At 68.3% G+C, this 25,575-nt stretch carries 23 protein-coding genes and 1 other RNA gene; 19 read left to right on the top strand and 5 right to left on the bottom strand.

Annotated features, from left to right (window positions below):
• Window position 1: 1 nt before the first annotated feature.
• The 10 genes from WG903_RS18245 (at window position 2) to htpX (ending at window position 9,268) form a co-directional block, all read left to right on the top strand.
• Window positions 2-925: a LysR substrate-binding domain-containing protein gene (locus WG903_RS18245; RefSeq protein WP_340078003.1), complete on the top strand. Its 924-nt coding sequence runs from the start codon at window positions 2-4 to the stop codon at window positions 923-925.
• A gap of 79 nt (window positions 926-1,004) precedes the next feature.
• On the top strand, window positions 1,005-2,447 hold the full coding sequence (locus WG903_RS18240) for an aspartate ammonia-lyase (RefSeq protein WP_340078002.1): 1,443 nt from the start codon (window positions 1,005-1,007) through the stop codon (window positions 2,445-2,447).
• 82 nt (window positions 2,448-2,529) lie between these two features.
• Entirely contained in the window at window positions 2,530-3,426 is an 897-nt protein-coding gene (locus WG903_RS18235) for an amino acid ABC transporter substrate-binding protein (RefSeq protein WP_340078001.1), read from the top strand.
• A 141-nt stretch (window positions 3,427-3,567) separates the two neighbouring features.
• The gene (locus WG903_RS18230; protein ID WP_340078000.1) at window positions 3,568-4,326 is read left to right on the top strand and encodes an amino acid ABC transporter permease; all 759 of its coding nucleotides are present in this window, start codon (window positions 3,568-3,570) and stop codon (window positions 4,324-4,326) included.
• 1 nt (window position 4,327) lies between these two features.
• Complete coding sequence (locus tag WG903_RS18225; protein WP_340077999.1) at window positions 4,328-4,996, top strand: amino acid ABC transporter permease; 669 nt, start codon at window positions 4,328-4,330, stop codon at window positions 4,994-4,996.
• 31 nt (window positions 4,997-5,027) lie between these two features.
• Window positions 5,028-5,765 (top strand): amino acid ABC transporter ATP-binding protein, encoded by a 738-nt coding sequence (locus WG903_RS18220; protein ID WP_340078280.1) that lies wholly within the window; start codon window positions 5,028-5,030, stop codon window positions 5,763-5,765.
• Window positions 5,766-5,796: 31 nt separating this feature from the next.
• Entirely contained in the window at window positions 5,797-6,828 is a 1,032-nt protein-coding gene (gene pyrC, locus WG903_RS18215) for a dihydroorotase (protein ID WP_340077998.1), read from the top strand.
• Window positions 6,825-7,616, top strand: coding sequence for an NYN domain-containing protein (locus WG903_RS18210; protein WP_340077997.1), 792 nt, complete (start codon window positions 6,825-6,827; stop codon window positions 7,614-7,616). The genes pyrC and WG903_RS18210 overlap by 4 nt, the downstream gene beginning before the upstream one ends.
• A complete protein-coding gene (locus WG903_RS18205; protein WP_340077996.1) occupies window positions 7,616-8,335 on the top strand; it encodes a DUF3025 domain-containing protein in 720 nt (239 codons plus the stop codon). Before WG903_RS18210 ends, WG903_RS18205 begins: the two co-directional genes overlap by 1 nt.
• A 63-nt stretch (window positions 8,336-8,398) precedes the next feature.
• Entirely contained in the window at window positions 8,399-9,268 is an 870-nt protein-coding gene (htpX, locus tag WG903_RS18200) for a protease HtpX (RefSeq protein WP_340077995.1), read from the top strand.
• Here htpX and WG903_RS18195 read toward each other — a convergent pair.
• Window positions 9,256-10,893 (bottom strand): NAD(P)/FAD-dependent oxidoreductase, encoded by a 1,638-nt coding sequence (locus tag WG903_RS18195; protein ID WP_340077994.1) that lies wholly within the window; start codon window positions 10,891-10,893, stop codon window positions 9,256-9,258. The two genes, htpX and WG903_RS18195, sit on opposite strands and share 13 nt — an antisense overlap.
• Before the next feature lie 55 nt (window positions 10,894-10,948).
• On the opposite strand from WG903_RS18195, the gene rnpB reads away from it, so the two are divergent.
• Window positions 10,949-11,275: RNase P RNA component class A (gene rnpB / locus WG903_RS18190), an RNA gene on the top strand.
• 10 nt (window positions 11,276-11,285) lie between these two features.
• On the opposite strand, the gene WG903_RS18185 is transcribed toward rnpB, so the two are convergent.
• The 3 genes from WG903_RS18185 to WG903_RS18175 form a co-directional block, all read right to left on the bottom strand.
• Window positions 11,286-12,371 carry a M48 family metallopeptidase gene (locus tag WG903_RS18185; RefSeq protein ID WP_340077993.1) on the bottom strand — a complete coding sequence of 362 codons (1,086 nt, stop codon included), beginning with the start codon at window positions 12,369-12,371 and terminating at the stop codon, window positions 11,286-11,288.
• A gap of 4 nt (window positions 12,372-12,375) precedes the next feature.
• Window positions 12,376-13,569, bottom strand: coding sequence for a YjgN family protein (locus WG903_RS18180; RefSeq protein WP_340078279.1), 1,194 nt, complete (start codon window positions 13,567-13,569; stop codon window positions 12,376-12,378).
• 101 nt (window positions 13,570-13,670) lie between these two features.
• On the bottom strand, window positions 13,671-15,146 hold the full coding sequence (locus tag WG903_RS18175; RefSeq protein WP_340077992.1) for an MBL fold metallo-hydrolase: 1,476 nt from the start codon (window positions 15,144-15,146) through the stop codon (window positions 13,671-13,673).
• Between the two features lie 46 nt (window positions 15,147-15,192).
• On the opposite strand from WG903_RS18175, the gene dapF reads away from it, so the two are divergent.
• From dapF to WG903_RS18160, 3 genes are read left to right on the top strand one after another with little or no spacing between them, the layout of a single operon-like run.
• Window positions 15,193-16,065, top strand: coding sequence for a diaminopimelate epimerase (dapF, locus tag WG903_RS18170; protein ID WP_340077991.1), 873 nt, complete (start codon window positions 15,193-15,195; stop codon window positions 16,063-16,065).
• A complete protein-coding gene (locus WG903_RS18165; RefSeq protein WP_340077990.1) occupies window positions 16,062-16,763 on the top strand; it encodes a DUF484 family protein in 702 nt (233 codons plus the stop codon). Before dapF ends, WG903_RS18165 begins: the two co-directional genes overlap by 4 nt.
• Window positions 16,760-17,689: a tyrosine recombinase XerC gene (locus tag WG903_RS18160; RefSeq protein ID WP_445263616.1), complete on the top strand. Its 930-nt coding sequence runs from the start codon at window positions 16,760-16,762 to the stop codon at window positions 17,687-17,689. The genes WG903_RS18165 and WG903_RS18160 overlap by 4 nt, the downstream gene beginning before the upstream one ends.
• 33 nt (window positions 17,690-17,722) lie before the next feature.
• Here WG903_RS18160 and WG903_RS18155 read toward each other — a convergent pair whose 3' ends face one another.
• On the bottom strand, window positions 17,723-19,417 hold the full coding sequence (locus WG903_RS18155; protein ID WP_340077988.1) for a sensor domain-containing diguanylate cyclase: 1,695 nt from the start codon (window positions 19,415-19,417) through the stop codon (window positions 17,723-17,725).
• Between the two features lie 32 nt (window positions 19,418-19,449).
• On the opposite strand from WG903_RS18155, the gene WG903_RS18150 reads away from it, so the two are divergent.
• From WG903_RS18150 to mraZ, 5 genes are all read left to right on the top strand, one after another.
• The gene (locus WG903_RS18150; protein WP_340077987.1) at window positions 19,450-20,634 is read left to right on the top strand and encodes a class I SAM-dependent rRNA methyltransferase; all 1,185 of its coding nucleotides are present in this window, start codon (window positions 19,450-19,452) and stop codon (window positions 20,632-20,634) included.
• A gap of 9 nt (window positions 20,635-20,643) precedes the next feature.
• Entirely contained in the window at window positions 20,644-21,699 is a 1,056-nt protein-coding gene (locus WG903_RS18145) for a CobW family GTP-binding protein (protein ID WP_340077986.1), read from the top strand.
• A gap of 278 nt (window positions 21,700-21,977) precedes the next feature.
• Window positions 21,978-22,916, top strand: a complete 939-nt coding sequence (dksA, locus tag WG903_RS18140) for an RNA polymerase-binding protein DksA (RefSeq protein WP_340077985.1) — start codon at window positions 21,978-21,980, stop codon at window positions 22,914-22,916.
• Between the two features lie 38 nt (window positions 22,917-22,954).
• The gene (locus WG903_RS18135; protein WP_340077984.1) at window positions 22,955-24,919 is read left to right on the top strand and encodes an STAS domain-containing protein; all 1,965 of its coding nucleotides are present in this window, start codon (window positions 22,955-22,957) and stop codon (window positions 24,917-24,919) included.
• Between the two features lie 223 nt (window positions 24,920-25,142).
• A complete protein-coding gene (mraZ, locus tag WG903_RS18130; protein ID WP_340077983.1) occupies window positions 25,143-25,571 on the top strand; it encodes a division/cell wall cluster transcriptional repressor MraZ in 429 nt (142 codons plus the stop codon).
• The last annotated feature ends 4 nt before the right edge of the window (window positions 25,572-25,575 follow it).

Genomic DNA, 25,575 nt, shown 5'->3' with positions numbered 1-25,575 from the left:
CATGGAAACGAAATGGCTCGAGGACTTCGTGAGCCTCGCGGAGACGCGCAGCTTCAGCCGCTCCGCGCAACTGCGCCACGTGACGCAGCCCGCGTTCTCGCGCCGCATCCAGGCGCTGGAAGCCTGGGCCGGCACCGACCTGGTGGACCGCAGCTCCTACCCGACGCGCCTCACGCCCGCGGGCGAGACGCTCTACGCGCAGTCGCTCGAGGTGCTGCAGGCGCTGCAAAGCACGCGCGCCATGCTGCGTGGCCATTCGGCGGCGGGGCAGGACGTGATCGAGTTCGCCGTGCCGCACACGCTGGCCTTCACCTTCTTCCCCGCCTGGGTGTCGTCGCTGCGCGAGAAGTTCGGCCCCATCAAGAGCCGCCTGATCGCGCTGAACGTGCACGACGCGGTGATGCGCCTGGTCGAAGGCAGCTGCGACATCTTCATCGGCTACTACCACCCTTCGCAGCCGTTCCAGCTGGACGCCGACCGCTACGAGATGGTCACGCTGGGCGAGGAGCCGCTGGCTCCCTACTGCAAGCCGGACGCCAACGGCGAGCCGCTGTTCAAGCTGCCCGGCCGTGCCAACCAGCCTCTCCCGTACCTGGGGTATGCACCCGGCGCCTACCTGGGGCGGGTGACGGACTTGATCCTCAAACAAGCGCCTACAGCGATCCACCTCGACCGCGTGTACGAGACCGACATGGCCGAGGGCCTGAAGGTGATGGCGCTGGAAGGCCACGGCATCGCCTTCCTGCCCTACAGCGCGGTGAAGAAGGAGCTGCGCTCGCGCCGCCTGGTGAGCGCGGCGGGGGATGTGCAGGGCCTGGAAATGGCGATGGACGTGCGCGCTTATCGGGAAAAACCCGTAGGCAAGGAAGCGCCCAAAAGCACTGCGCACGCGCTGTGGGAATACCTTTCCAAGGGCGGAAAGTAGGGTTATAACTTTCCTGCATAGCCCACCGCGCAAACAGCATTGGCGCGGTAAAACGCGTTTCCCTACAGTTCGCGCCACCGTGAACCAGCCCCACCGCACCGAACACGACTTCCTCGGCGAGAAGCAGATTCCCGCCGATGCCTACTGGGGCGTGCACACCGCCCGTGCGGTCGAGAACTTCCCGATCTCGGGCACGCCGGTGTCGGCGATGCCGCAGCTGGTGATCGCCTTCGGCCACGTCAAGAAGGCCGCCGCGCGCGCCAACTGCGAACTCGGCGTGCTCGACGGCAAGTTGCTCGATGCCATCGGCAAGGCGTGCGACCAGCTGGTCGCCGGCAGGCACCACGAACAGTTCGTCGTCGACGTGATCCAGGGCGGCGCCGGCACATCCACCAACATGAACGCGAACGAAGTGATCGCGAACGTGGCGCTGGAAACCATGGGCCTGGCCAAGGGCCGCTACGACGTGCTGCACCCCAACGACCACGTCAACGCCTCGCAGAGCACGAATGACGTCTACCCGACGGCCGTGCGCCTGGCGCTGTGGCAGGCGATCGACGAGCTGCTCGGCGCGATGGCCTACCTGCGCGCCGGCTTCGAGGCGAAGTCGGCCGAATTCGCCGACGTGCTCAAGATCGGCCGCACGCAATTGCAGGACGCCGTGCCCATGACGCTGGGGCAGGAGTTCAGCACCTACGCGGTGATGCTGGAAGAGGACGAGGCGCGGCTGCGCGAAGCGCGTGCCCTGATCCAGGAAGTGAACCTGGGTGCCACGGCGATCGGCACCGGCATCAACGCACCGGCCGGCTATGCCGACCTGGCGATCCGCTTCCTCGCCGAAGGCTCCGGCGTTCCCGTGGTGAAGGCGGTGAACCTCGTCGAGGCCACACAGGACACGGGCGCGTTCGTGCAGCTGTCGGGCGTGCTCAAGCGCGTGGCCACGAAACTGTCGAAGACCTGCAACGACCTGCGCCTGCTGTCCAGCGGCCCGCAGGCGGGCTTCGCCGACATCAAGCTGCCGCCGCGGCAGGCGGGCTCGTCGATCATGCCGGGCAAGGTCAACCCGGTGATCCCCGAAGTGGTGAACCAGGTGGCCTTCGAGGTGATCGGCAACGACGTCACCGTCACCATGGCGTCGGAAGCGGGCCAGTTGCAGCTCAATGCCTTCGAGCCCATCATGGGCTGGAGCCTGTTCAAGAGCATCTCGCACCTCGCGAGGGCCTGCCGCACGCTGCGCGACAACTGCGTGGACGGCATCGAGGCCAACCGCGACGTGCTGGCCAAGCGCGTGCGCGAGTCGATCACGCTGGTCACCGCGCTCAACCCGATCATCGGCTACGAAAAGGCGGCGCTGATCGCCAAGACCGCCATGGCCAGCGGCAAGCCGATCGACGAAGTGGCCGAAGAGCTGGGGATCATGAAGCGGCAGGAACTGCTCGCGCTGCTGGTGCCCGAGAAGCTGACCCAACCCTTGCGCCTGGAGCAGGGCGCCCGGAAGGCGGGCACAAAGCCTGCTTCATAGCCGGGTACTTCCGGGTATTCCCCCGCAACCGAATCCCTAGAATCCCGTTCTGCAATCACCCCGTTTCACACAGGAGACCCGTATGAAAAAGCAATTGATCGCCATCGCGGCCCTCGCGCTGGCCGCCGGCGCGCAAGCCCAGTCCGGCGACACGCTCGCCAAGGTCAAGGCCACCGGCCTCATCACGATGGGCGTGCGCGATTCGTCGGGCGCCCTGTCGTACACGCTGGGCGACGGCAAGTACGCCGGCTACCACGTCGAGATCTGCGAGCGCATCATCGCCAACGTCGAGAAGTCGGTGGGCCGCAAGCTGCAGATCCGCTACCAGCCCGTCACCTCGCAGAACCGCATCCCGCTGGTGGCCAACGGCACGGTGGACATCGAGTGCGGCTCGACCACCAACAACGCGGCCCGCCAGAAGGACGTGGACTTCGTGCACACCACGTACGTGGAAGAAGTGCGCATCGCCACCAAGGCCAACTCCGGCATCAACGGCATCAAGGACCTGACCAACAAGACCGTGGCCACCACCACGGGCACCACGTCCGTGCAGCTGCTGCGCAAGCACGAGCGCGCGAACAACGTCGACTTCAAGGAAGTCTTCGGCAAGGACCACGCCGATTCCTTCCTGCTGCTCGAATCGGGCCGCGCCGATGCGTTCGTGATGGACGGCCAGATCCTCGCGGGCAACATCGCCAACGCGAAGAACCCCGCCGAGTACAAGATCGTCGGCGAGCCGATCAGCGTCGAGCCCATCGCGATCATGGTCCGCAAGAACGACACGGCCTTCAAGAAGATCGCCAACGACACGGTGGACGGCCTGGCGAAGTCGGGCGACATCGGCAAGCTCTACGACAAGTGGTTCGTCAACCCGATCCCGCCGAAGAACGCGCGCCTGAACCTGCCGGCCAGCACCGCGACCAAGGCGGCGTGGGCCTCGCCGAACGACAAGCCGGTCGAGGAATACCTGAAGAAGTAACACCGGCGGCTCGGTGCACGAGGACCCCGCCGCAGGCTTGCCCCGGCGGGGTTTCTCATTTAAGGTTGAATGGATGGGCTGGGCGCAACGCGTGGCCCGACAAATAACGAACACGACGAGGGGCGCTCCAGGCGGCAGCTTATGAGTTGGGACTGGCAAGTCTTCTGCAAGAACACGTCGGACGGCGCCGTCGAGGCGGCGTGCTGGGCCAAGGGCGCGGACATCACCTATTTCGAATGGATGATCCATGCCTGGGGCTGGACGCTCGCGGTGGCCGCCTGTGCGTGGGTGATCGCGATGGTCGTCGGCTTCTCCGTGGGGGTGGCGCGCACCTTGCCGGCAAGCCCGGTGCTCACGCGGCTGGCCAACGCGTGGGTCGAGCTGTTCCGCAACATCCCGATCCTGGTGCAGCTGTTCCTGTGGTACTTCGTGGTGCCCAAGGCGTTCCCCTTCTTCCAGCACGTGCCCGGTTTCCTGCTGGTGATCTTCGCGCTGGGCTTCTTCACCTCCGCGCGCATCGCCGAGCAGGTGCGGGCCGGCATCCAGGCCCTGTCGCGGGGCCAGCGCTACGCCGGCATGGCCGTGGGCTTCACCACCGCGCAGACGTACCGCTACGTGCTGCTGCCGATGGCCTTCCGCATCATCATCCCGCCGCTCACCAGCGAGTCGATGAACCTGCTGAAAAACTCCTCGGTGGCTTTCGCGGTGTCGATCGCCGAGCTCACCTGGTTCGCCATGCAGGCGCAGGAAGAAACGTCACGCGGCATCGAGATCTACATCGGCGTCACGGTGATGTACGCACTGTCGGCCTTCGCCGTGAACCGCGTCTTCGCCTTCATCGAGAAGCGCATGCGCATCCCCGGCTTCATCGTCGCCGGCACCGGCGCGGGGGGGCACTGACATGGGCAACCTCGATTTCAGCTGGGTCAACTGGGACGTCGTCAGCAAGTTCGTCGCCACGGGCTTCGTGTTCTCGGTGGAACTGACGGCGATCTCCACGCTGGGCGGCATCGTCTTCGGCACGATCCTCGCGTTGCTGCGCCTGTCGGGCAAGCCCGCGCTGGCCATGCCCGCCACGGCGTACGTGAACGGCATGCGCTCCATCCCGCTGGTGATGGTGATCCTGTGGTTCTACCTGCTGGTGCCGCTGGTGATCGGCCGGCCCATCGGCGCCGAGTACTCGGCCATCATCACCTTCGTCGCCTTCGAGGCCGCGTACTTCTCCGAGATCATGCGCGCCGGCATCCAGTCGATCCCGCGCGGGCAGGTGTACGCGGCGCAGGCCATGGGCATGACCTATTCGCAGCAGATGCGCCTGGTCATCCTGCCGCAGGCCTTCCGCAACATGCTGCCGGTGCTGCTCACGCAGACCATCATCCTGTTCCAGGACACCTCGCTGGTCTACGCGATCAGCGCCTACGACCTGCTCAAGGGCTTCCAGAACGCCGGCAAGATCTACGGCCGCACCGAGGAGGCCTACCTGATCGCCGCCGTCGTCTACTTCATCCTCTGCGTCACGCTGTCCTTCCTGGTCAAGCAGCTGCAGAAGAAGATCGCCATCATCCGCTGAACGCATCGCCAGAAAGCCAGCCATGTCTTCCATGATCGACATCAAGAACGTTTCCAAGTGGTACGGCCCGGTGCAGGTGCTGACCGACTGCTCCGTCGCCATCAACAAGGGCGACGTGGTCGTGGTCTGCGGCCCCTCGGGCTCGGGCAAGTCCACGCTGATCAAGACGGTGAACGCGCTGGAGCCGTTCCAGAAGGGCGAGATCTTCGTCGACAGCATCCCCGTGCACGACCCCAAGACCGACCTGCCCAAGCTGCGCAGCCGCGTCGGCATGGTGTTCCAGCACTTCGAGCTGTTCCCGCACCTGTCGGTCACCGAGAACCTCACCATCGCGCAGGTCAAGGTGCTGGGCCGTTCGGCCGACGAGGCGCGCGAGCGCGGCCTGAAGATGCTCGACCGCGTGGGCCTGATGGCGCACAAGGACAAGTTCCCCGGCCAGTTGTCGGGCGGCCAGCAGCAGCGCGTGGCCATCGCGCGCGCGCTGTCGATGGACCCGATCGTGATGCTGTTCGACGAGCCGACGTCGGCGCTGGACCCGGAGATGGTCGGCGAAGTGCTGGACGTGATGGTGGGCCTGGCCAAAGAAGGCATGACGATGATGGTCGTCACGCACGAGATGGGCTTCGCCCGCAAGGTGGCCAACCGCGTGATCTTCATCGACGTCGGCGGCCGCATCCTCGAGGACTGCAGCAAGGAAGACTTCTTCGGCAACCCGGACGCCCGCCAGCCGCGCACCAAGGACTTCCTGAACAAGATCCTGCAGCACTGACCGTGCCGCGCCGTCTGGGACAATTGCTCCCATGACGCAGCAGATCACCATCACCCGCCCGGACGACTGGCACGTCCACGTCCGCGACGGGGAAGCGCTGAAGACCGTCGTGCCGCACACCGCGGCGCAGTTCGGCCGCGCGATCATCATGCCCAACCTGAAGCCGCCGGTGACCACGGCGGCGCAGGCCGTGGCGTACCGCGAGCGCATCATGGCCGCCGTGCCGAAGGGCGTGGCCTTCCAGCCGCTGATGACGCTGTACCTCACCGACAACCTGCCGCCCGACGAGATCAGGCGGGCGAAGGACGCCGGCGTGGTGGCGCTCAAGCTGTACCCCGCTGGCGCCACGACGAACAGCGACGCGGGGGTGACCGACATCCGCAAGACCCACAAGACGCTCGAAGCGATGCAGCGCGAAGGCATCCTGCTGCTGGTGCACGGCGAGGTGACCGCGCCCGACGTCGACGTGTTCGACCGCGAGGCCGTCTTCATCGAGCAGCAGCTGATCCCGCTGCGCCGCGACTTCCCGGGCCTCAAGGTGGTGATGGAGCACATCACGACGAAGGAGGCGGCGCAGTACGTGCGCAGCGCCGACGCCAACCTGGCCGCGACGATCACGGCGCACCACCTGCTGTACAACCGCAACGCGATCTTCACGGGCGGCATCCGGCCGCACTATTACTGCCTGCCGGTGCTCAAGCGCGAGGTGCACCGCCTCGCACTGGTCGAGGCGGCCACCAGCGGCAGCAGCAAGTTCTTCACCGGCACCGACAGCGCGCCGCATGCGGCGCACCTGAAGGAGCACGCGCTGGGCTGCGCCGGCTGCTACACGGCGCATGCCGCGATGGAGCTGTACACCGAAGCCTTCGACCGCGCGAACGCACTCGACAAGCTCGAAGGCTTCGCCAGCTTCCACGGCGCGGATTTCTACGGCCTGCCGCGCAACCCGGGCACGGTGACGCTGAAGCGCACGGAGTGGACCGTGCCCGACGCGTACGCCTACGCCGATGCGCAACTGAAGCCGCTGGCTGCGGGCGAAAGGCTGGGGTGGAAGCTCGCATGAGCGCGATTACCGAAAAGCTGCACCTGAGGATCGCGTTGTTGATCGACGCCGACAACGCGCCGGCCGAGAAGATCGACGAGATCACCACGGAGCTCTCCACGCTCGGCGTCATCAACGTGCGGCGGGCCTACGGCAACTGGACCAAGGCGGCCTTGCGAGGGTGGCAGGAAAAGCTCCTCGAATACGCGATCCGGCCCATCCAGCAATTCGACTACTCGCGGGGCAAGAATGCCAGCGACATGGCGATGACCGTCGACGCGATGGAACTCTTGTACTCCGACAAGCCGGATGCTTTCGGCATCGTCTCTTCCGATGCCGACTTCACGCCCCTGGTGATGCATTTGCGGGGCAAGGGCGCGGCGGTGTACGGGTTCGGGGCCGCGCAAACCCCGAAGCCCTTCGTGAATGCCTGCTCGCGCTTCCTCTACTTCGAGTCGCTGGGAGAATCCGCACCCGTCTCCGCGGTCGAACCCGACAGCGATGGCGCTGCGCCCGGGGTCCCCGTTCGACCCGCGAGGCTGCGCGTGCCGGGCAACGACCTGAGGCGCGACTCGAAGCTGGTCGTCTTGCTCCGCGACGCCGTCAATGCCAGCAAGGACGAATCCGGCTGGGCGCGTGTCGGTGCGGTCGGCACCCACATTGCGAACAAAACGTCGTTCGATCCTCGCAACTACGGCTACGCCACCCTCACGAAACTCATGGCGGCCACGGGGCTGTTCGATTTTCGTGACGAGGGGACGTCCCAGATTGCCGTGCGCGCCGTGGCCTCCAGGCCGGACAAGGGGTGATGGCCATTGGCGTGGACTGGCTGGCGCCATGGTTCGCACCGTGGCGCGATGTCGGCGAAGGCGTGCTGCAAGCCTGGCGCACGCGGCCATTGTCCACCGCGCTCGGCTCGGCCGGTGCTTTCCGTTTCGTGGCGCAGTCCGACATGCCGGAAGGCGAGCCCTACGAGGCCTTCGTCTTCCGCACGCGCAGCATCCCCACGCGCGACAACGCGCACGACTTCTTCAACGGCCTGGCCTGGCTGCGCTTTCCGCAACTGAAGCAGCGGCTGAACGAAGTGCAGGCCGGCGAGATCGCGCGCGACGGCGTTGGTGGCCGGCGCGGGCCGGTGCGCGATGCGGTCACGCTCCTGGACGAAAACGGCGCGTTCCTGGAAGCGCCCGACGCCCTCCGCGACGCGCTCGTGGCGCGCGACTGGCGGCGCCTCTTCGTCGACCTGCGGCCGCTCTGGGCGCAGGCGCAGGTCACCGTCTTCGGCCACGCGTTGCTCGAAAAGCTGCTGGCGCCGCGCAAGGACCTCACCGCGCACGTCTGGCTGGGCCCCGCCGACGTCACGCGCGAGGCGCTGGCAACCAAGCCTTTCGCGCCCCTGCCGCTGATGGGCATCCCCGGCTGGAGCCCCGAAAACCAGAACTTTTCCTTCTATGATGACTCCCTGGTCTTCAGAGCAGCCGGGCGCAGAACGAACCTCCAACAGCCCGTGCGCCGCCCCGAGCCTTGAAGGCGGCGCCAGCCGCCCCCATCTGGCGCTCGGGGTGAACCGCCCTTATCGGAGAAACCGACCTTGGCGAAACGAATCTTCCTGTTCCTGGCCACCAACCTGGCCGTCATCGTGGTGCTGGGCATCGTCGCCTCGCTGCTGGGCGTCAACCAGTACCTGACGGCGCAGGGCCTGAACCTCACGTCGCTGCTGGCCTTCGCGTTCGTGATGGGCTTCGGCGGCGCGATCATCTCGCTGCTGCTGTCCAAGCCGCTGGCGAAGTGGACGTCGGGCGTGCGCGTCATCACGGGCACCGAAGGCGCCGACGAAGCGTGGATCGTCGAAACCGTGCGCCGCTTCGCCGAGCGCGCGGGCATCGGCATGCCCGAGGTCGGCATCTTCGACGGCGAGCCCAATGCGTTCGCCACCGGCGCGTTCAAGAACAGCGCGCTCGTGGCCGTCTCCACCGGCCTGCTGCAAGGCATGACGCGCGACGAGGTCGAGGCCGTCATCGGCCACGAGGTCTCGCACATCGCCAACGGCGACATGGTCACCATGACGCTGATCCAGGGCGTGATGAACACCTTCGTGGTGTTCGCCTCGCGCGTGATCGGCTACGTGGTGGACGGCTGGCTCAGCCGCGGCGAAGAGCGCCGCGGCCCCGGCATCGGCTACTACATCACCACCATCGTGCTGGACATCGTGCTGGGCTTCCTCGCGGCGCTCATCGTCGCGTGGTTCTCGCGCCGGCGCGAATTCCGCGCCGATGCCGGCTCGACGGCGCTCATGGGCCAGAAGCAGCCGATGATCAACGCGCTGGCCCGCCTGGGCGGCATGGTCCCCGGCGAGCTGCCCAAGGGCCTGCAGACCATGGGCATCACCTCGGGCGTGGGCAAGCTGTTCTCCACGCACCCGCCCATCGAGGAGCGGATCGCCGCGCTTCAGGCGGCGTAAGCCGCGATCGAGAGGGCGACGGCCTCGCCCACCTTGATGCCGTCGACGCCGGCGGAGAGGATGCCGCCGGCGTAGCCCGCGCCTTCACCGGCCGGGTAAAGCCCGCGGACGTTCAAGCTTTGCAAGTCCTCGCCGCGCGTGATGCGCACCGGCGAGGACGTGCGCGTTTCCACGCCCGTCAGCACCGCATCGGGCATGTCGTAGCCGCGGATCTTGCGGCCGAAGGCGGGCAGCGCTTCGCGAATCGCCTCGATGGCGAAGGCGGGCAGGGCGGCGTGCAGGTCGCCGAGCTTCACGCCGGGCTTGTACGACGGTTGCACGTCGCCGAAGGCCGTTGACGGCTTGCCCGCGACGAAGTCACCCACCAATTGGCCCGGCGCATCGTAGGTTTCGCCACCGAGCACGAAGGCGCGCGACTCCAGCTCGCGCTGCAGGCCTACGCCGGCGAGCACGCCGCCCGGGTAGTCGCGCTCGGGTTCGATGGCCACGACGATGCCGGCGTTGGCATTGCGCTCGTTGCGCGAGTACTGGCTCATGCCGTTCGTCACGACGCGCCCCGCTTCCGATGTGGCCGCCACGACGGTCCCGCCAGGGCACATGCAGAAGCTGTACACCGCGCGCCCGTTGGCGGCGTGGTGCACGAGCTTGTAGTCCGCAGCGCCCAGCAGTGGGTGGCCGGCATGCTTGCCCCAGCGCGCGCGGTCGATCACGCCCTGCGGATGCTCGATGCGAAAGCCGATGGAAAAAGGCTTGGCCTCCATGAACACGCCGCGTGCGTGCAGCATCTCGAAGGTGTCGCGCGAGCTGTGGCCCAGGGCCAGCACGGCGTGGTCGGTGCGCAATTCGCTCGAAGTGCCCGTCGCCTGGTCCAGCACCGTCAAGCCGCGCAGGTGGCCGTCCTCGGTGTGCACGTCCGTCACGCGCTGCTGGAAGCGCACCTCGCCGCCCAGCCGCTCGATCTCCGCGCGCATGTTCTCCACCACCTTCACCAGGCGGAAGGTGCCGATGTGCGGGTGCGCGACGTAGAGGATTTCTTCCGGCGCGCCGGCCGCGACGAACTCGCGCATCACCTTGCGCCCGAGGTGGCGCGGGTCCTTGATCTGGCTGTACAGCTTGCCGTCGGAGAAAGTGCCGGCGCCGCCTTCGCCGAACTGCACGTTGCTCTCCGGTTGCAGTTCGCGCTTGCGCCACAGGCCCCAGGTGTCCTTGGTGCGCTCGCGCACCGTCTTGCCGCGCTCCAGCACGATGGGCCTCAGGCCCATTTGCGCGAGCACGAGCGCGGCGAAGATGCCGCAGGGGCCGAAGCCGACGACGACGGGGCGCCGCTCGGGCGCCGCATCGAAACGCGCGGGCGCCTGCCACGCCATGTCGGGCGTGCGTGCGATGTGCGGGTCGCGTTCGTGCCGCGCCAGGACGGCGTCTTCGTCGGCGACGGCGGCGTCCACGATGTAGACGGCCGCCAGCTCGGCCTTGCGAGCGTCGAAGCTGCGCTTGAAGACCTCGAGCTGCGTGACCGGCGCGCCGAGCCTGGCGGACGCGGCGGCGCGCAGCGCCTCGAGCGGATGCACGCCTTCCTCGGGCGGGACGGCCGCCAGCGGCAGCTTGATTTCGGAGATGCGGATCATGGCTTCGGGGCCGTGTCGAGCGGCCAGTTGAAGTGCCGGGGATAATACGCCCCGTGAAGCCCGCCAGGCCGTCGCTGGTGCCGCATGGGAAACCTGGCACCGGAGGAACGTCCGGACTGCACAGGGCAGCGTAGCAGGTAACTCCTGTCCGCCGTGAGGCGAGGATCAGAGCAACAGAGACGAGTCTTTCACGCCGCAAGGTGTGCGAGGGTGAAACGGGCAATCTCTACGCGCAGCAATACCAAATAGGCCAGCGTTGATGTGGCTCCGCGGAGCTGGCGGGTAGGTAGCACCGAGCCGGTGGGGCGACCCCCGGCCCAGAGGAATGACGGTCACGTCCCGCAAGGGACGCACAGAATCCGGCGTACGGCGGACTTCACACTTTTTCTTTTTCAGCGGCAGGCCCCGCCGCCGCCGGAGCGCAGCGCCAGCGCGCGCTCGTGCGTGGCCGGGTGGCTGCTGAGCAAATCCAGCGCGCCCGACGACTTCGCGGGCGCCTTGCCGCCCGCCTGCAGCGCTTCGAGCGCCAGCAGCAAATCGGCCATCGGCGGCGTCGCCACCTTCACCTTGCGCAGCAGCGCCACCGAAAAGCAATCGGCCTCGGTCTCGTGCGCGCGCCGGTAGGCCAGCCCCGTGATGGCCGAGCCCGCGAGCGACACCAGCGACGACACGTCGCCCATCGCCAGGCCCAGGCCGACGTTCAGCACCGCCTGTTCCACCACGATGCGCGTGGTGTGGCGGTGGAACACGTGGCCGATCTCGTGCGCGAGCACGCCCACCAGCGCGTCGTCGCGCAATTCCTGCTTCTGTGCTTCCTCCACCAGCGCATCGGTCATCACGATCGTGCCGCCGGGCAGCGCGAACGCGTTGGGGCCCATGCCGGAACGGAAGGCGAGCGTGAGCTTCGGCGAGTAGGCGCCATAGCGTTTCATCGACGGGTCGACGGCGCGCGCGAGTTCGTCGAAGCGCTGCTTCAGCTCCGCCTGCCGCTGCGCCGGCAGCTTGCTCGGCTTGAGCCACGCTTCGTCCAGCTGGGACATGGCGCGTTCGCTCAGCGAGAGCTCCCATGTGAGCGGCACTTGCCGCGTGACCTGCGTCGCTGCCCACGGCGTCCCCCACCGGTAGAACGCCGCCAGGCCCAGCCCGGCGAGCAGGAAAACCGTGAGGAAGGTCTTCCACCGCGTCTGCATGCGCGTGGCCAGCCGGTTGCGCCCGCCCGCGGCTTCGAAGGCGGATTGCCACGCGAGGGGCTCGTCCACCTCCAGCGTGCCGGCGTCGCCGAGGGCGACGGTCACGCGTTTCGGTGCGCGCTTCGCGCTCCACGCCTCGGGCCATTCGACGTCGCGCGCCGCGAAGGATTCGCCGGGCGTGCCGTCCACGGGCAGGAGCACAAGAGTCGGCCCGCCGGGCGCGGGTTCCAGCCGGACGTCGACTTCGCGCGGCCGGCTGCTGCGGCCATCGAACCAGCGGCCGCGCATGGTGTCAGCCGACGAGGTCCAGCCCCACGGCGTCGGCCAGCGCGTCGCCCACGCCGCCTTCCTGCTGCCGCGCGAGGCGGCCGGCCAATTGGTCGAGCCCGCCCTTGACGTGCAGCGTGACCGATTCGGTCCTCATGCGGTGCTCGCTGACGCGCGCGAACGGGCGCCAGAAACCCAGCGTGAACACGGTGAGCAGCACGTTGCGGATGCGCAGCAGCACGTAGCGCCACGCGCTCAGGTCGCACTTGAAGCGCGCGATCTGGCTGACGCCCACGTTGTTCCACACCAGCTGGAACATGCGGGCCTCGCGGTACGCGCGCACCGGCGCGATGGCGACCAGCATGCCGACCAGCGCCGCGAGCGGCACCAGGACGAGCAGCGCGAAGCCGAGCGAACCCAGGTCGGCGGGAACCTTCGATTTGCCGACGAAGAGGAACACGACGCCCGCGATGAGGGCCACCATCGTGAGCATCGACAGGAACAGCACGCCCAGCGTGGCGAGCCAGATGCGCACGAAGTCACCGTACACCGGCTTCCAGCGGCCCGACTCGCCGCCGATGCGCGCACGCAGCACCAGCAGGCTCTTGTAGTTGAACTCCAGCCGGATGGTGCACAGCACCGTTGCCACCAGCGCCGCCGCGACGGCCAGCCAGAACACGCCGGGAATCTTCGGCAGGCGCGGCCCGCGCCCGGTGGCTTGCGACGGCTCGAAGAGCACGCCGGCCGCGAAACTCACGCCGATCCACACCAGCGCGATCACGAACACCGGCCAGCTGGCCTTGTAGACCTCGCCCCACGACGGCGCGAACTGCAGGCGCAGGCCGCGCCAGCGCGTGGCGCTCAGGCGGAAGCGCATCGCGCTGGCCCAGAAGTACGGCGCCAGTACGGCGCCGGCCAGCATGAAGAAGGCGACGGTCGCGTCCTGCCCCGTTTCGCTGGCGACGTTGAACGCGATGTACAGGCCCACCAGCACCAGGAAGCCGATCACCATCTTGCGCTGCTGCGCGGTGAACTCCAGCGGGCTGCCGGCCACGTCGGTGTGCGAGAAGAAGTACTGCGCCGTGCGCCGGCGCGCGAAGGGCGTGTAGAAGCCCAGCGTCACGATGGACAGCAGCACGTTGACGATCCAGACGCGGAAGAACTCGCCGCCCGTTCCCGTGAAGCGCAGCGGGAAGGCCTCGATGCCCGGGGCCAGCATCGCCTCCGTGTCGACGCGTTGGCCCGATGCGTGCGTGCGCGGCGCCGCTGCGCCTGCTTCGATCTCCATGCCCCTGTCTCCCTGTCGATGGCGCGGCCAGTTTAGCCGAGCAGGCCCAGCGCCTCGATGCGCTGCACGTGCGCCAGCAGCGAGCGCTGCGCCACCGGCCACATGCGCGGCGGCACGTCGTCGTAGGCGATCTGCACCCAGTCGTCCATCGACCCCGCGGGCTTCGCGCGCATGGCGGCGATCACCTTCGCCTCGCGGGCGAGCCGGTGCGACTTCAGGTGCGCGATCGCGAGCGGCGCGAAACCCAGCACATAGCCATGCGCGGGCAGGATGAACTCGATGCCGCGCTCGTCGCACGCGCGCCGCAGCTTGTCGAGCGATTCGATGTAGGCGCTCATGTCGCCGTCGGGCGGGTCCACCACCGTCGTGCTGCCGTTCAGGATGTGGTCGCCCGAAAAAAGCAGGGCGTCTTCCACCAGCACGAAGCAGGTGTGGTTCGCGGCATGGCCGGGCGTGTGCACGGCGCGCAAGGTGTGGCGCACGCCGCCGCCCTCGACGAAGACCTCTTCGCCGTCGGCAATCTCGCGATCGGGCGTGAACTCGCTGGCCGGGCGCGCCGTGGGCTTCGACGCCAGGCCCAGGACCGGCGGCTTCGTGGCGCACAGCTGCTGCAGCGGCCGCGCGCCGGGCGAATGGTCGGCATGCGAGTGCGTGCACAGGATCAGGCGGATGTCGCCGCCCGCGGTGCGCCACAGCCGCTCGATGTGCGCGGGATCGTTGGGGCCGGGATCGATGGCGACATAGCCGGTGTTCGGGTCGCCGACGAGGTAGCTGTTGGTGCCGGGCCCCGTCATCACGCCGGGGTTGGGCGCGGTGATGCGCGTGACGTTCTTCAGCAGCGGCACGGCCTGGTCGGCGCGCCAGTCGAGGTGGTGCACCAGCTGGCCGTCGGGGCTGACCAGCGCCAGCTCGCCGAAGGGCATCTCGTGCTCCATGTAGCGCGTGTCGGCGCCGCCCACCAGGCCTGCGCGCGGGCACGAGGTCCACAGCGGTTCGCCCGGGCATGCGGCGAGCACTTCCTGCACGTTGGCGTACTTCGCCAGCCGCTGCAGCGTGCGGATGGTCGGGAAGATCATGAAGAAGCTGCCGGCCTCGTGGCGCGCCAGCGCGTCGGCGGGGCGCACCCACACCGGCTCGAACTGCTCGGCTTCGTCGGCCACGGGCTCCTGGCCCTCGGGCATGCGGGCCACGAAGAAGGTCACGTCGAAGCGCCGGGGCAGGTCGCGGTCGGTGATCCAGCGCGCCAGCACGTGCAGGCTGTCCTGCGTGATCCGCAGGGACAGCTCCTCGAGCGTTTCGCGGACGGCGGCTTGCGGGGGCGTTTCGCCGGCGTCGACCACGCCGCCCGGGAAGACGAACGCACCGGGGGCGAAACTCGCCTTCTCCGAGCGGCGCGTCATCAGCACCTCGAAGCCCTGCGGCGTGTCGCGCAGCAGCAGGACGGTGGCCGCGGGGCGCGTGGCGACGGGTTCGCGTTGCGGATGCAGCAACTGTGTGGCTCTGACCATGGACGGATTATCGGGTTGGGGCGGAATCTCTTCGATAATCCGGGGCATGCGGGTTCGCTTCACGAAGATGCATGGCGCGGGCAACGACTTCGTCGTCCTGGACGAGACGAAGGAAAGCCTGGGCCTGAAGCCGTCGCAGTACCGCTGGCTCGCCGACCGGCACTTCGGCGTCGGCGCCGACCAGATCCTCACCGTGCGCCCGGCGCCGGCGGCGGGACTCGATTTCGAATACGTGATCCACAACGCCGACGGCGGCGAGGTGGAGCAGTGCGGCAACGGCGCGCGCTGCTTCGTGCGCTACGTGCGCGACAAGGGCCTGACGGACAAGGACCGCGTGCGCGTGCAGACTCTCTCCGGCGTGATCGAGCCGCGCCTGGATGCCGACGGCCGCGTCACGGTGGACATGGGCGCGCCCTTCTTCGAGCCGTCGCAGGTGCCGTTCGACGCCGCGGGCCTGTCGCCGCAGCCCGACGGCGGCTGGCAGAAATGGCACCTGGCGCTGGGCGCCAGCGCCGATTCGGCCATCGTGCCCCTGGCCATCCTCTCCATGGGCAACCCGCACGCGGTGCAGGAAGTCGCGGACGTGGACCGCGCGCCGGTCGGCACGCAGGGCCCCGTGATCGAGCACCACTCGCGCTTTCCCAACCGCGTGAACGCCGGCTTCATGCAGGTGGTGAGCCGCTCGCGCATCCGCCTGCGCGTGTGGGAGCGCGGCGCGGGCGAAACACTCGCCTGCGGCACCGGCGCGTGCGCGGCCGTCGTCGCGGGCATCCGCCTGGGCCGGCTGGACCGCCGCGTCGACGTGGAGACGCGCGGCGGCATGCTCACCATCGAATGGGACGGCGCGGGCCCGGTCTTCATGACCGGCCCGGCCGTGACGGTTTTCGAGGCGGAGATCGAAGTCCCCGAATCACCATGAAACACAACCAGAACGGCACCATGAACCCGATCACCGAGGACGACATCGCCAACTACCTGGCGAACTCCCCCGACTTCTTCGAGCGCCACGCGGCGCTGCTGGCGGGCGTGCAGCTGACCAGCCCGCACGGCAACCGCGCGGTGAGCCTGCAGGAGCGGCAGGCCGAGATGCTGCGCGAGAAGATCAAGGCGCTGGAACACCGCATCATGGACATGGTGCGCCACGGCAACGAGAACATGATCATCGCCGACCGCCTGCACCGCTGGGCGCGCAACCTGTTCCGCGTCACGTCGGGCCGCGCGCTGCCGGCCACCATCGCCGCGGAGATCCAGTCGCAGTTCATGGTGCCGCAGGTGGCGATCAAGGTCTGGGACGTGGATTCGAAGTACGGCAAGGAGGTGTTCGCCGACGGCGTCACCGACGACGCGAAGGCTTTCGCTTCCTCGCTCACGCAGCCGTACTGCGGCGTGAACTCCGGCTTCGAGGCGGTGAAGTGGCTCGACGACGCGGCCATGGCGCTGTCGATCGCGCTCATCCCCTTGCGCGAAGGCTCGGTCAGCGAAGCCGGCTCGGCCTTCGGCATGCTGGTGCTGGCCTCGCCCGACCCGCAGCGCTTCACCTCGGGCATGGGCACCGACTTCCTGGAGCGCATCGCCGAACTGGCGAGCGCTTCGCTCTCGCGCCTGCGCAAGGGGTGACGCTCGTGGCCGATGGCGCCGCCCGGATCGAGCGCTATCTGGAACACGTGCGCGTGGAAAAGCGGCTGGCGCAGCGCACCGTGGAGCTGTACGCGCTGGACCTGGCGAAGCTCTCGGAGTTCGCGAAGCAGGCCGGCGTCGAGTTCGAGCGCGTCACCTCCGCCCACATCCGCCGCTGGGTCGCGCAGATGCATTCGGGCGGGCGCAGCGGCCGCGGCATCGCGCTGATCCTCTCGGGCTGGCGCGGCTTCTACAACTGGCTGGGACGCGAAGGCGTCGTCGCGAGCAACCCCGTCGTCGACGTGCGGGCGCCCAAGGCGCCGAAGCCCTTGCCCAAGGCGCTGTCGGTGGACGACTCCGTGCGCCTCGCGGAATTCGAGGACGGCGACGCCGACCCGTGGCTCGAAGCGCGCGATGCGGCGATGGTGGAACTGCTGTACGGCTGCGGCCTGCGCGTGGGTGAACTCGTGGGCCTGGATGTCGCTGCGAGCACGCAGGCACGCGGCTGGGTCGACCTGGAGGCCGGCGAGGCGCACGTGCTCGGCAAGGGCAGCAAGCGGCGCACGGTGCCCGTCGGCACGAAGGCCGCGCAGGCGCTGCAGCACTGGCTGGCCGCACGCGGGGCGCAGCCGACGCCGGCCCTCTTCACCGGCCGCCACGGCACGCGATTGACCGCGCAAAGCATCTGGGCGCGCCTGAAGCGCCGCAGCCGCATCGCCGGCCTGGCGACGCCGGTGCATCCGCACATGCTGCGCCACTCGTTCGCGAGCCACGTGCTGCAATCCAGCGGCGACCTGCGCGCGGTGCAGGAGCTGCTGGGCCACGCGAACATCACGACGACGCAGGTCTACACGCGGCTGGACTTCCAGCACCTGGCCAAGGCCTACGACGCCGCGCACCCGCGGGCGCAGCGAAAACGAAAATAAAGCCACTGGGTCCCGGCCTTCGCCGGGATGACATCAGCTCGTCAAAGTAAAGACGGCCCGCTTGCTCTCCGGCGACACGTTCGCCAGCAGCGCCTCCAGCCGCTCCACCACCTGCTTCGCGTCGGCGCGCTGCGTGGGCACGATGGTCTGCGCCACGCGCACGTGGGCCACCCATTCGATCGGCTTGTCCTTGAACGGCATCAGGCAGCGCGCGACGATGCGCGGGCCTTCGGAGGCGGCGTCCTCGGGGCTGAGCGGCCCTTCGATCAGCATCCCGAACCGGTGCTCGCCCAGGCGCGCCACGGCGTCGATGTCGCGCGCCGACGCGAGCAGGCGGCCCGCGACCTGCAGCGGCAGCTCCTCCGACGAACGCGCGCCGTAGTTGCGGCGGATCTGGTCGGCATTGATGATGTCGACCACCAGCACCGCGCTCTGGTACTTCAGCCGCTGCGAGCGCGCCATCATGCGCGACAGGCCGCCGACGAAGGTGGTGGCGTTCAGCAGGCCCGTGGCCGGGTCGATCTTGTCGAAGCCCTGCAGGCGCCGCGTGTGCTCGCGCCGCTGTTCGCTGCGCAGGATCAGGATCAGCAGCACGATGGGCAGCTCGAAGCTCATGCCCAGCTGCATCCCGTGGGTGGCCCAGAAGCCGACGGGGATGACGCCCGATGCGCGCAGCATGGGGAACGTGGCGCCGATCGCGACCGGCAGCGACCCGACCAGCAGCCACGATGCCCAGCGGTCGCCGCGGCGCGCCGCCCACAGCACCGCGAGCAGCCCGATCGTGCCGGCGACCGAGATGTACCCGACCATGATCTTCACGCGCAGGGCCGGGTCCATCAGCGCGATGCCCGCCGCGGCGGCGAGCGACAGCCAGCCCAGCGCGGCCATCGTGTAGTGGAGCAGGCGCGAGCGCTCGCGCATCGACACCACCTCGGAGAAGAACCATTGCAGGGAGCCCACGCCCAGCACGGGCAGGGCCAGCACCGAGAAGTCGTTCCACCAGGGCGCGTCGGGCCACAGGTTCAGGCCCGCGATGCCCGTGAGCGAGGCCTGCGTGAGGGCCATGAACAGCACGCTGACCGCGTACAGGGCGTAGCTGCGGTCGCGCAGCGACACCGCGCTCATCATGGCCAGCACCATCGCCAGGCCGGCGAGGCCGAAGTAGATGCCCAGGATCACCGAGCTTTGCTGCGCATCGCGCAGCAGGTGCGCGTCGCTCACGAACTCCAGCGGCGCGCCGAAGCTGTGGGTGTTCTGGATGCGCACCAGGTATTGCTGCGGCCCGGGCGCCAGCGGCAGCAGCGGGAAGCGGTGCGGCACCGGCCAGTCGCCCACTGCGATCGTGTCGCCGGCCTCCTGGCCCCAGCCGCCCGTGCCCTCCAGCCCGTACAGCGTCACCTTGTCGACGGCGGGGTAGGGGATCTGCAGGTACCAGCGTTCGGTGCCGGGGACGATGACCGTGAAGCGAACCCACAGCGTCTTGCCGGGCGCGATGCGGTAGACGCCGCCCTGGGCCATCGGCGACCAGGTGATCCCGGTGCCGTCGGCGACCATCTCGGGGGAGGCCTGGCCGCTTTCGTCGATCCAGGCCGTGCCGGCCTCGGCGAGCGGGACCGGCTGGTCCTTCGCGACGTCGAGCTGCAGCGGCTGGTGGGCGGCGAACGCGCACGCGCACGCCCCCAGCCCCAGCAGGGCCGCGATCGCCCACGCGCGCAGCATCTTCCGCATACCCCCGACTCCTTGCGCCGAGAATAACGCCAATGAAGACGATTCGACTGAGGGTTGGCAAGGAAAGGTCGCTGCGGAGACAACATCCGTGGGTTTTCGACAGCGCCATCGCGAAGGGCGGCGGCGATGCCGGCGAAACGGTACGCATCGATTCCGCGGAGGGCGAGTTCCTCGCCTGGGCCGCGTTCAGCCCGCAATCGAAGATCCGTGCCCGGGCCTGGAGCTTCGACGAGTCGCAGCGCATCGACGCGGCGTTCATCGCGGCGCTGTGCGAAAAGGCCGTGCGCGCGCGCGAGCGCTTCGCCATCGCCAGCGACGGCATGCGCCTGGTGCACGGCGAGTCGGACGGCTTGCCCGGGCTGGTCGTGGACCGCTATGGCGACACGCTGGTGGCGCAGTTCCTCTCGGCCGGCGCCGAGCGCTGGAAGCCGGTGATCGCCGATGCGCTGCTTGCGGCCACCGGGCTGGCGAAGCTGTACGAGCGCTCCGACGCGAACGCCCGCTCGCTCGAGGGCATGGAGAGCGCCACTGGCTGGCTGCGCGGCGAAGGGCCTACGGAGATCACGATCCGCGAACACGACTGGCGCCTGACGCTGGACGTCGCCACGGGCCACAAGACCGGCTTCTACCTGGACCAGCGCGACAACCGGCGCAAGTTCCGGGACGACGTCGCGCGCCTGAAGTCGCAGCGCGTGCTCAATTGCTACTGCTACACCGGCGGCTTCACCATCGCGGCGCTGGCCGGCGGGGCCGGGCACGTGACCTCGATCGATTCGTCGGCGCCGGCGCTGGAGCGCGCCCGCGCGCACGTTGCCCTGAACGGCTTCGACGCCGCCCGAACGGATTTCCTCGACGCCGACGTCAACGCGTCGCTGCGCCGGTTCATCGAGGAAGGGCGCACCTTCGACGCCATCGTGCTCGACCCGCCCAAGCTCGCCCCCACGGCCGCGCACGCCGAACGCGCGGCACGGGCCTACAAGGACATCAACCGGCTCGCGCTGAAGCTGCTCGAGCCCGGCGGCGTGCTGTTCACCTACTCGTGCTCGGGCGGCATCTCCGCCGACCTCTTCCACAAGATCGTCGCCTCGGCCGGCGCCGACGCGCAGGTGGACGGCTACATCGTCGAGCGGCTCTCGGCCGCGCCGGACCACCCGATGACCTTGAACTTCCCCGAAGGCGAATACCTCAAGGGCCTCGTGGTCCAGCGGAAAGCCTAAACTTCCCGCATGAGCCTCATCCCCGCCACCATCCTCACCGGCTTCCTGGGCTCGGGCAAGACGACGCTGCTCAAGCGCGTGCTGTCCGAAGCCCATGGCCAGAAGATCGCCGTCATCGAAAACGAGTTCGGCGAAGAGAACATCGACTCCGACATCCTCGTCACCGAGACGAAGGAACAGATCGTGCAAATGAGCAACGGCTGCATCTGCTGCACGATCCGCGAGGACCTGCGCGCCACGCTGCAGCTGCTCGCCGCCAAGAAGCGCAAGGGCATGCTCGACTTCGAGCGCGTGGTGATCGAGACCACGGGCCTGGCCGACCCCGGCCCCGTCGCGCAGACCTTCTTCATGGACGACGAGATCGCCGAGAGCTTCCTGCTCGATTCGATCATCACGCTGGTCGACGCCAAGCACGCGGACAAGCAGCTGGACGACCGCCAGGAGGCGCGCCGGCAGGTGGGCTTCGCCGACCAGATCTTCATCAGCAAGACGGACCTGGCCGCGAAGGACGAAGTCGACGCGCTGGTGCACCGCCTGAAGCACATGAACCCGCGCGCGCCGATGAAGCCGGTGCACTTCGGCGAGGTGGCGCTGAAGGAGGTGTTCGACCTGCGCGGCTTCAACCTGAACGCCAAGCTGGACATCGACCCGGACTTCCTGAAGGAAGACGACCACGCCCACCACGACCACGATCACGACCACCACGACCATGACCACGAGCATGGCGAGCATTGCGACCACCCGCACCACCACCACGTGGACGACGACGTCAAGAGCTTCGTGTTCAAGTCCGACCGACCCTTCGATGCCGCGAAGCTCGAGGACTTCCTGGGCGCGGTGGTGAACATCTACGGCCCGCGCATGCTGCGCTACAAGGGCGTGCTGTACATGCAGGGGACCGAGCGCAAGGTCATCTTCCAGGGCGTGCACCAGCTGATGGGAAGCGACCTGGGCCCCGAGTGGCAGGCCGGCGAGCAACGGACCAGCAAGATGGTCTTCATCGGCATCGAGCTGCCCAAGGACATCTTCCTGCAGGGCCTCGAACAGTGCCTGCTGCCCGCGTGAAAGGGCGTTGAGCCTTCCCAGGATCGGTTAGGCTAGCGCCCTTCCAAAAAGAGGGGTTGGGGCGCTGGAAAATGATTGTCTCGATTCTGCAACTGATGGCTTTCCCATTCGGCAGGCGCGAGGCGCAGCCCGAGGGTGAAAACCCCAACCGCGAGGCTCCGCCCAAGGGCAATCAGGGTATAACCCGCATTGATGAAGGCGATCGAGCGCAACAACGAGGACAGCCTGCGGACGGGCGGCACGGCCGTGCCGAAGCAGCGGGCGCGAGGAGACGGGAAGTGAAGCCCCAATCGAAGGCGAAAGCCAAGCCGGCCGCGAAAAAGCCGGCGGCCAAGACCTCCAAGCCGGCGGCCAAGAAGCCTGCGGCAAAGAAGGCGCCGGCCAAGAAGGCCGCCAAGGCGCCCGCGAAGAAAACGCCTGCGAAGAAACCCCTGGCGAAGGCGCTGGCCAAGGCCGCCAAGCCCGCCGCGAAGAAGGCGCCCCCGCCCAAGGCCAAGCCGGTCGCGAAAGCGCCCGCCAAGGCCCCGGTGAAGGCGCCGGCGAAAGCCGCCACCAAGCCGGCGGCGCCCGCCAAGGCGGCGCCCGCCCCCGCAGTACCCGTGAAGGCGCCCGCGGCGCCTCCAAGGGCCGACAAACAAGCGGCGCGGTCAGCGCCCGTGCCGGTGGCCCCCCCGCAGCCGGTGCAGGCGTCCATGGCCGCCAAAGCAAGCTACACCCCCACGATGTCCAATGTGCTGAACCCGCCGCCCCTGGTGGCGATCAAGAAAGACCCGAAGCTCGCCAACAACTGGAAGTCGAAGTCGGCCGAGGAGATGAGCGACGAGGAAGTGCTCGCCATGCCCGACAGCGAGTACATGAACGACAAGCAGATGGCGTATTTCCGCCTGAAGCTGCTGGCCCTGAAGGAAGACATCCTGAACAGCGCCGGCGAGACGACGGAACACCTGCGCGAGGACACGGTGATCGTGCCGGACCCGGCCGACCGCGCGACGATCGAGGAGGAGCACGCGCTGGAGCTGCGCACGCGCGACCGCGAGCGCAAGCTGCTCAAGAAGATCGAGCAGTCGATCGCGCGCATCGACGCCGGCGACTATGGCTACTGCGACGAGACGGGCGAGCCGATCGGTGTCGCGCGCCTGCTCGCGCGGCCCACCGCGACGCTCTCGCTCGAGGCGCAGCAGCGCCGCGAGCTGAAGCAGAAGATGTTCGGGGACTGAAGGTCCCCCTCGCACCGCAGTACCCCTGACGACCCGCCATGGCAACCAAGGACGACGGATCCGGATTGCTTTCGAAGGTCGTCAAGTTCGTCAAGAACCCGACGACGAACTGGGCCGACCTCGACCAGCCCGACAGCGACCGCGAAAGCTCCTACAGCAAGCAGATGCTGAAGGAGATGATCGAGCGCAAGCGGCGCAACGACTTCGTGCGCAAGCGCGAGTTCGACATGCTGCGCAAGATGCGCCGCAGCGAGGTGATGGCCGGGCAGGACCCGGCCGCGCGCCCGTCGTTCTTCCAGAGCTCCATGCCGTCGAAGCCCGACGACCGCGCCACCACGCTCAAGAAGATCGACGAGATCGAGGCGCAGATGTCCATGCAGTGGTGGAAGACCAAACATGGCGACAACTCCAGCCGCCTGAACACCACCGGCAGCTTCCAGGTGTCCTCGCAGCAGTCCGAGGCGCCGTCGGGCGCGCCGGCCGCCGCGCGCCCGGCGGGCTCGTCCGGCGCGCTGCGCTCCACCGCGTACATCAAGACCGAGCCCTCTCCGCTCGAGCCGGCGGCGGCACCGGCGGCGACGACCGAGCCCGCCGAGCTGATGCCGGATTTCGTCGCGCCCAGCGCGCTGCCGCAAACGCCGGCGACGCCGCCGGTGGCAGCGCCCGCCGCGCGCGTGGCGCAGCCGCCCGCCGCGCCGGTGGCGCAGCCTGCCGCGCAGCGGGCCGCCCCGCAGCCCGCCGCACCGCAGAAGGCCGCGCCCGTGTCGGCACCGAGCGTGCGGCCCGGCGCGCCGGTGTTCTCGCCGATGGCGTCGTCGGCCGGCCCTTCGTCGGAGCCCGGCGGCACCACGGGCTTTTCCGCGTCGAAGCTCTTCGCCATCGACGTCGACGAGTTCGCGCACGACCCCGAACTGGAAGAAGCCTCCATCCGTTTCGCCAATGGCGACGATGCGGGCGCCGAAGCCGGCCTGCTCGAAGTGCTCGCGCCGACGGGCCCGCGCGTCGACCATGACGAAACCTGGCTGACGCTGTTCGACCTGTACCGCGCCACCGGCCAGCAGGACCGCTTCGAGACGGCCGCGATCGACTTCGCCGGCCGCTTCGGCCGCTCGGCGCCGCAGTGGTTCTCCATCCCCGAGGCGGTGGGCCGCATGACGGCGGCGCCGCCCGCGGCGCCCGCGGGCGCCCCGCAGGCCATCGCCAACTGGACGTCGCCGCCCACGCTGGGCACGCAGTCCATCGCGGCCATGAACGCGGCGCTGGCCAAGGCGACCGCGCCGTGGAAGCTCTCGTTCGCCAAGCTCAATGCGATCGACGAAGGCGCGATCGAGCCGCTGACCAAGCAGTTCACGCAGTGGGCGTCGCAGCCGGTGCAATTGCGCTTCATCGGCGCCGACAACTTCGAGCGCGTGCTCAAGGACGCCACGCCTTCGGGCGACAAGGGCGTGAACCCGGCGTGGTGGAAGCTGCGCATGGAGGTGCTGCGCGTCATGCACCGCCCCGACGAGTTCGAGCTGGTCGCGCTGGACTACTGCGTGACCTACGAGGTCTCGCCGCCGTCGTGGGAAAGCGCGCGCTGCGAATACAAGCCGCTGCAGGCCGACGGCAGCTACGTCGCCGGCCACACCATCATCGGCGAGGCCTTCCGCGATTCGATCACCTCGGGCCTGTCCAGCCTGTACGGCGACACGGCCACCGCCGGCCCCAGCTCGCAGATGTCGAACATCTCCACCGTGGAACTCGCGGGCCAGATCCTCGGCGACGCCACCGAAGCGCTCGACATGCTCGAGGCCAAGACGCTGGGCGCGGACGTCATCGTCATCTCCTGCGCTCGGCTCATCCGCATCGACTTCTCGGCGGCGGGCACGCTGCTCAACTGGGTCACGGCCCGCCAGGCCGAAGGCCGCCAGGTGCAGTACATCGAGGTGCACCGCCTCGTGGCCGCGTTCTTCAACGTCATCGGCATCAGCGAGCACGCCCGCGTCATCGCGCGAACCGACTGACCCTTCGCTCGGTACATTCTTTAACCAACAGCGCTGCACTGCTGATGTTTCACATGCAGTGCCCTCTCTAAGTCGTTCATTCTGAACGCGTTTTTGCGCGCATTCGGCACGCAAAAGCTGCTCCAAGTCCTTGATTTCAAAGGAAAAATTCCGCACTCGCGGGGTTGCGTTGCTGTCTTTTCCTGCTACAGTGCAAAAAAGTGCAATTAGGTGGGATTAACTGGTGTTCCAAGGCGCTTCCTCTCTCGCTCTCGATGCCAAGGGCCGGCTGTCCGTCCCTACGCGGCATCGCGAGGTGCTGGGCGCCATCGCCAACAACCAGCTCACCCTCACCAAGCACCCGCATGGCTGCCTGATGATCTTCCCCCGCCCCGAATGGGAAAAATTCCGGGACCGTATCGCGGCGTTACCGATGGACGCGCAGTGGTGGAAGAGAATCTTCCTTGGCAACGCGATGGACGCGGAGCTCGACGGCACCGGTCGCGTGCTGGTCTCTCCCGAGTTGCGTGCCGCGGCGGGCATCGAGAAGGAAACCATGCTCCTGGGCATGGGCGCCCATTTCGAGCTCTGGGACAAGGCGACGTACGAGGCCAAGGAAGCAGAGGCGATGCGGGGTGCGATGCCCGACGTCTTCAAGGGTTTCACATTCTGAGCGC

The organism is Ramlibacter sp. PS4R-6 (assembly GCF_037572775.1).
Lineage (GTDB): Bacteria > Pseudomonadota > Gammaproteobacteria > Burkholderiales > Burkholderiaceae_C > Ramlibacter.
The sequence above is the reverse complement of the archived record's forward strand: the minus strand, read 5'-3'. Positions and strand labels throughout refer to the sequence as shown.

Coding starts and splice junctions, on each gene's coding strand:
- WG903_RS18245 (WP_340078003.1), top strand. CDS start 2: ATGGAAACGAAATGGCTCGAGGACTTCGTGAGCCTCGCGGAGACGCGC.
- WG903_RS18235 (WP_340078001.1), top strand. CDS start 2,530: ATGAAAAAGCAATTGATCGCCATCGCGGCCCTCGCGCTGGCCGCCGGC.
- WG903_RS18230 (WP_340078000.1), top strand. CDS start 3,568: ATGAGTTGGGACTGGCAAGTCTTCTGCAAGAACACGTCGGACGGCGCC.
- WG903_RS18225 (WP_340077999.1), top strand. CDS start 4,328: ATGGGCAACCTCGATTTCAGCTGGGTCAACTGGGACGTCGTCAGCAAG.
- WG903_RS18220 (WP_340078280.1), top strand. CDS start 5,028: ATGATCGACATCAAGAACGTTTCCAAGTGGTACGGCCCGGTGCAGGTG.
- pyrC (WP_340077998.1), top strand. CDS start 5,797: ATGACGCAGCAGATCACCATCACCCGCCCGGACGACTGGCACGTCCAC.
- WG903_RS18210 (WP_340077997.1), top strand. CDS start 6,825: ATGAGCGCGATTACCGAAAAGCTGCACCTGAGGATCGCGTTGTTGATC.
- WG903_RS18205 (WP_340077996.1), top strand. CDS start 7,616: ATGGCCATTGGCGTGGACTGGCTGGCGCCATGGTTCGCACCGTGGCGC.
- WG903_RS18195 (WP_340077994.1), bottom strand. CDS start 10,893: ATGATCCGCATCTCCGAAATCAAGCTGCCGCTGGCGGCCGTCCCGCCC.
- WG903_RS18185 (WP_340077993.1), bottom strand. CDS start 12,371: ATGCGCGGCCGCTGGTTCGATGGCCGCAGCAGCCGGCCGCGCGAAGTC.
- WG903_RS18180 (WP_340078279.1), bottom strand. CDS start 13,569: ATGCTGGCCCCGGGCATCGAGGCCTTCCCGCTGCGCTTCACGGGAACG.
- WG903_RS18175 (WP_340077992.1), bottom strand. CDS start 15,146: ATGGTCAGAGCCACACAGTTGCTGCATCCGCAACGCGAACCCGTCGCC.
- dapF (WP_340077991.1), top strand. CDS start 15,193: ATGCGGGTTCGCTTCACGAAGATGCATGGCGCGGGCAACGACTTCGTC.
- WG903_RS18165 (WP_340077990.1), top strand. CDS start 16,062: ATGAAACACAACCAGAACGGCACCATGAACCCGATCACCGAGGACGAC.
- WG903_RS18155 (WP_340077988.1), bottom strand. CDS start 19,417: ATGCGGAAGATGCTGCGCGCGTGGGCGATCGCGGCCCTGCTGGGGCTG.
- WG903_RS18150 (WP_340077987.1), top strand. CDS start 19,450: ATGAAGACGATTCGACTGAGGGTTGGCAAGGAAAGGTCGCTGCGGAGA.
- WG903_RS18145 (WP_340077986.1), top strand. CDS start 20,644: ATGAGCCTCATCCCCGCCACCATCCTCACCGGCTTCCTGGGCTCGGGC.
- WG903_RS18135 (WP_340077984.1), top strand. CDS start 22,955: ATGGCAACCAAGGACGACGGATCCGGATTGCTTTCGAAGGTCGTCAAG.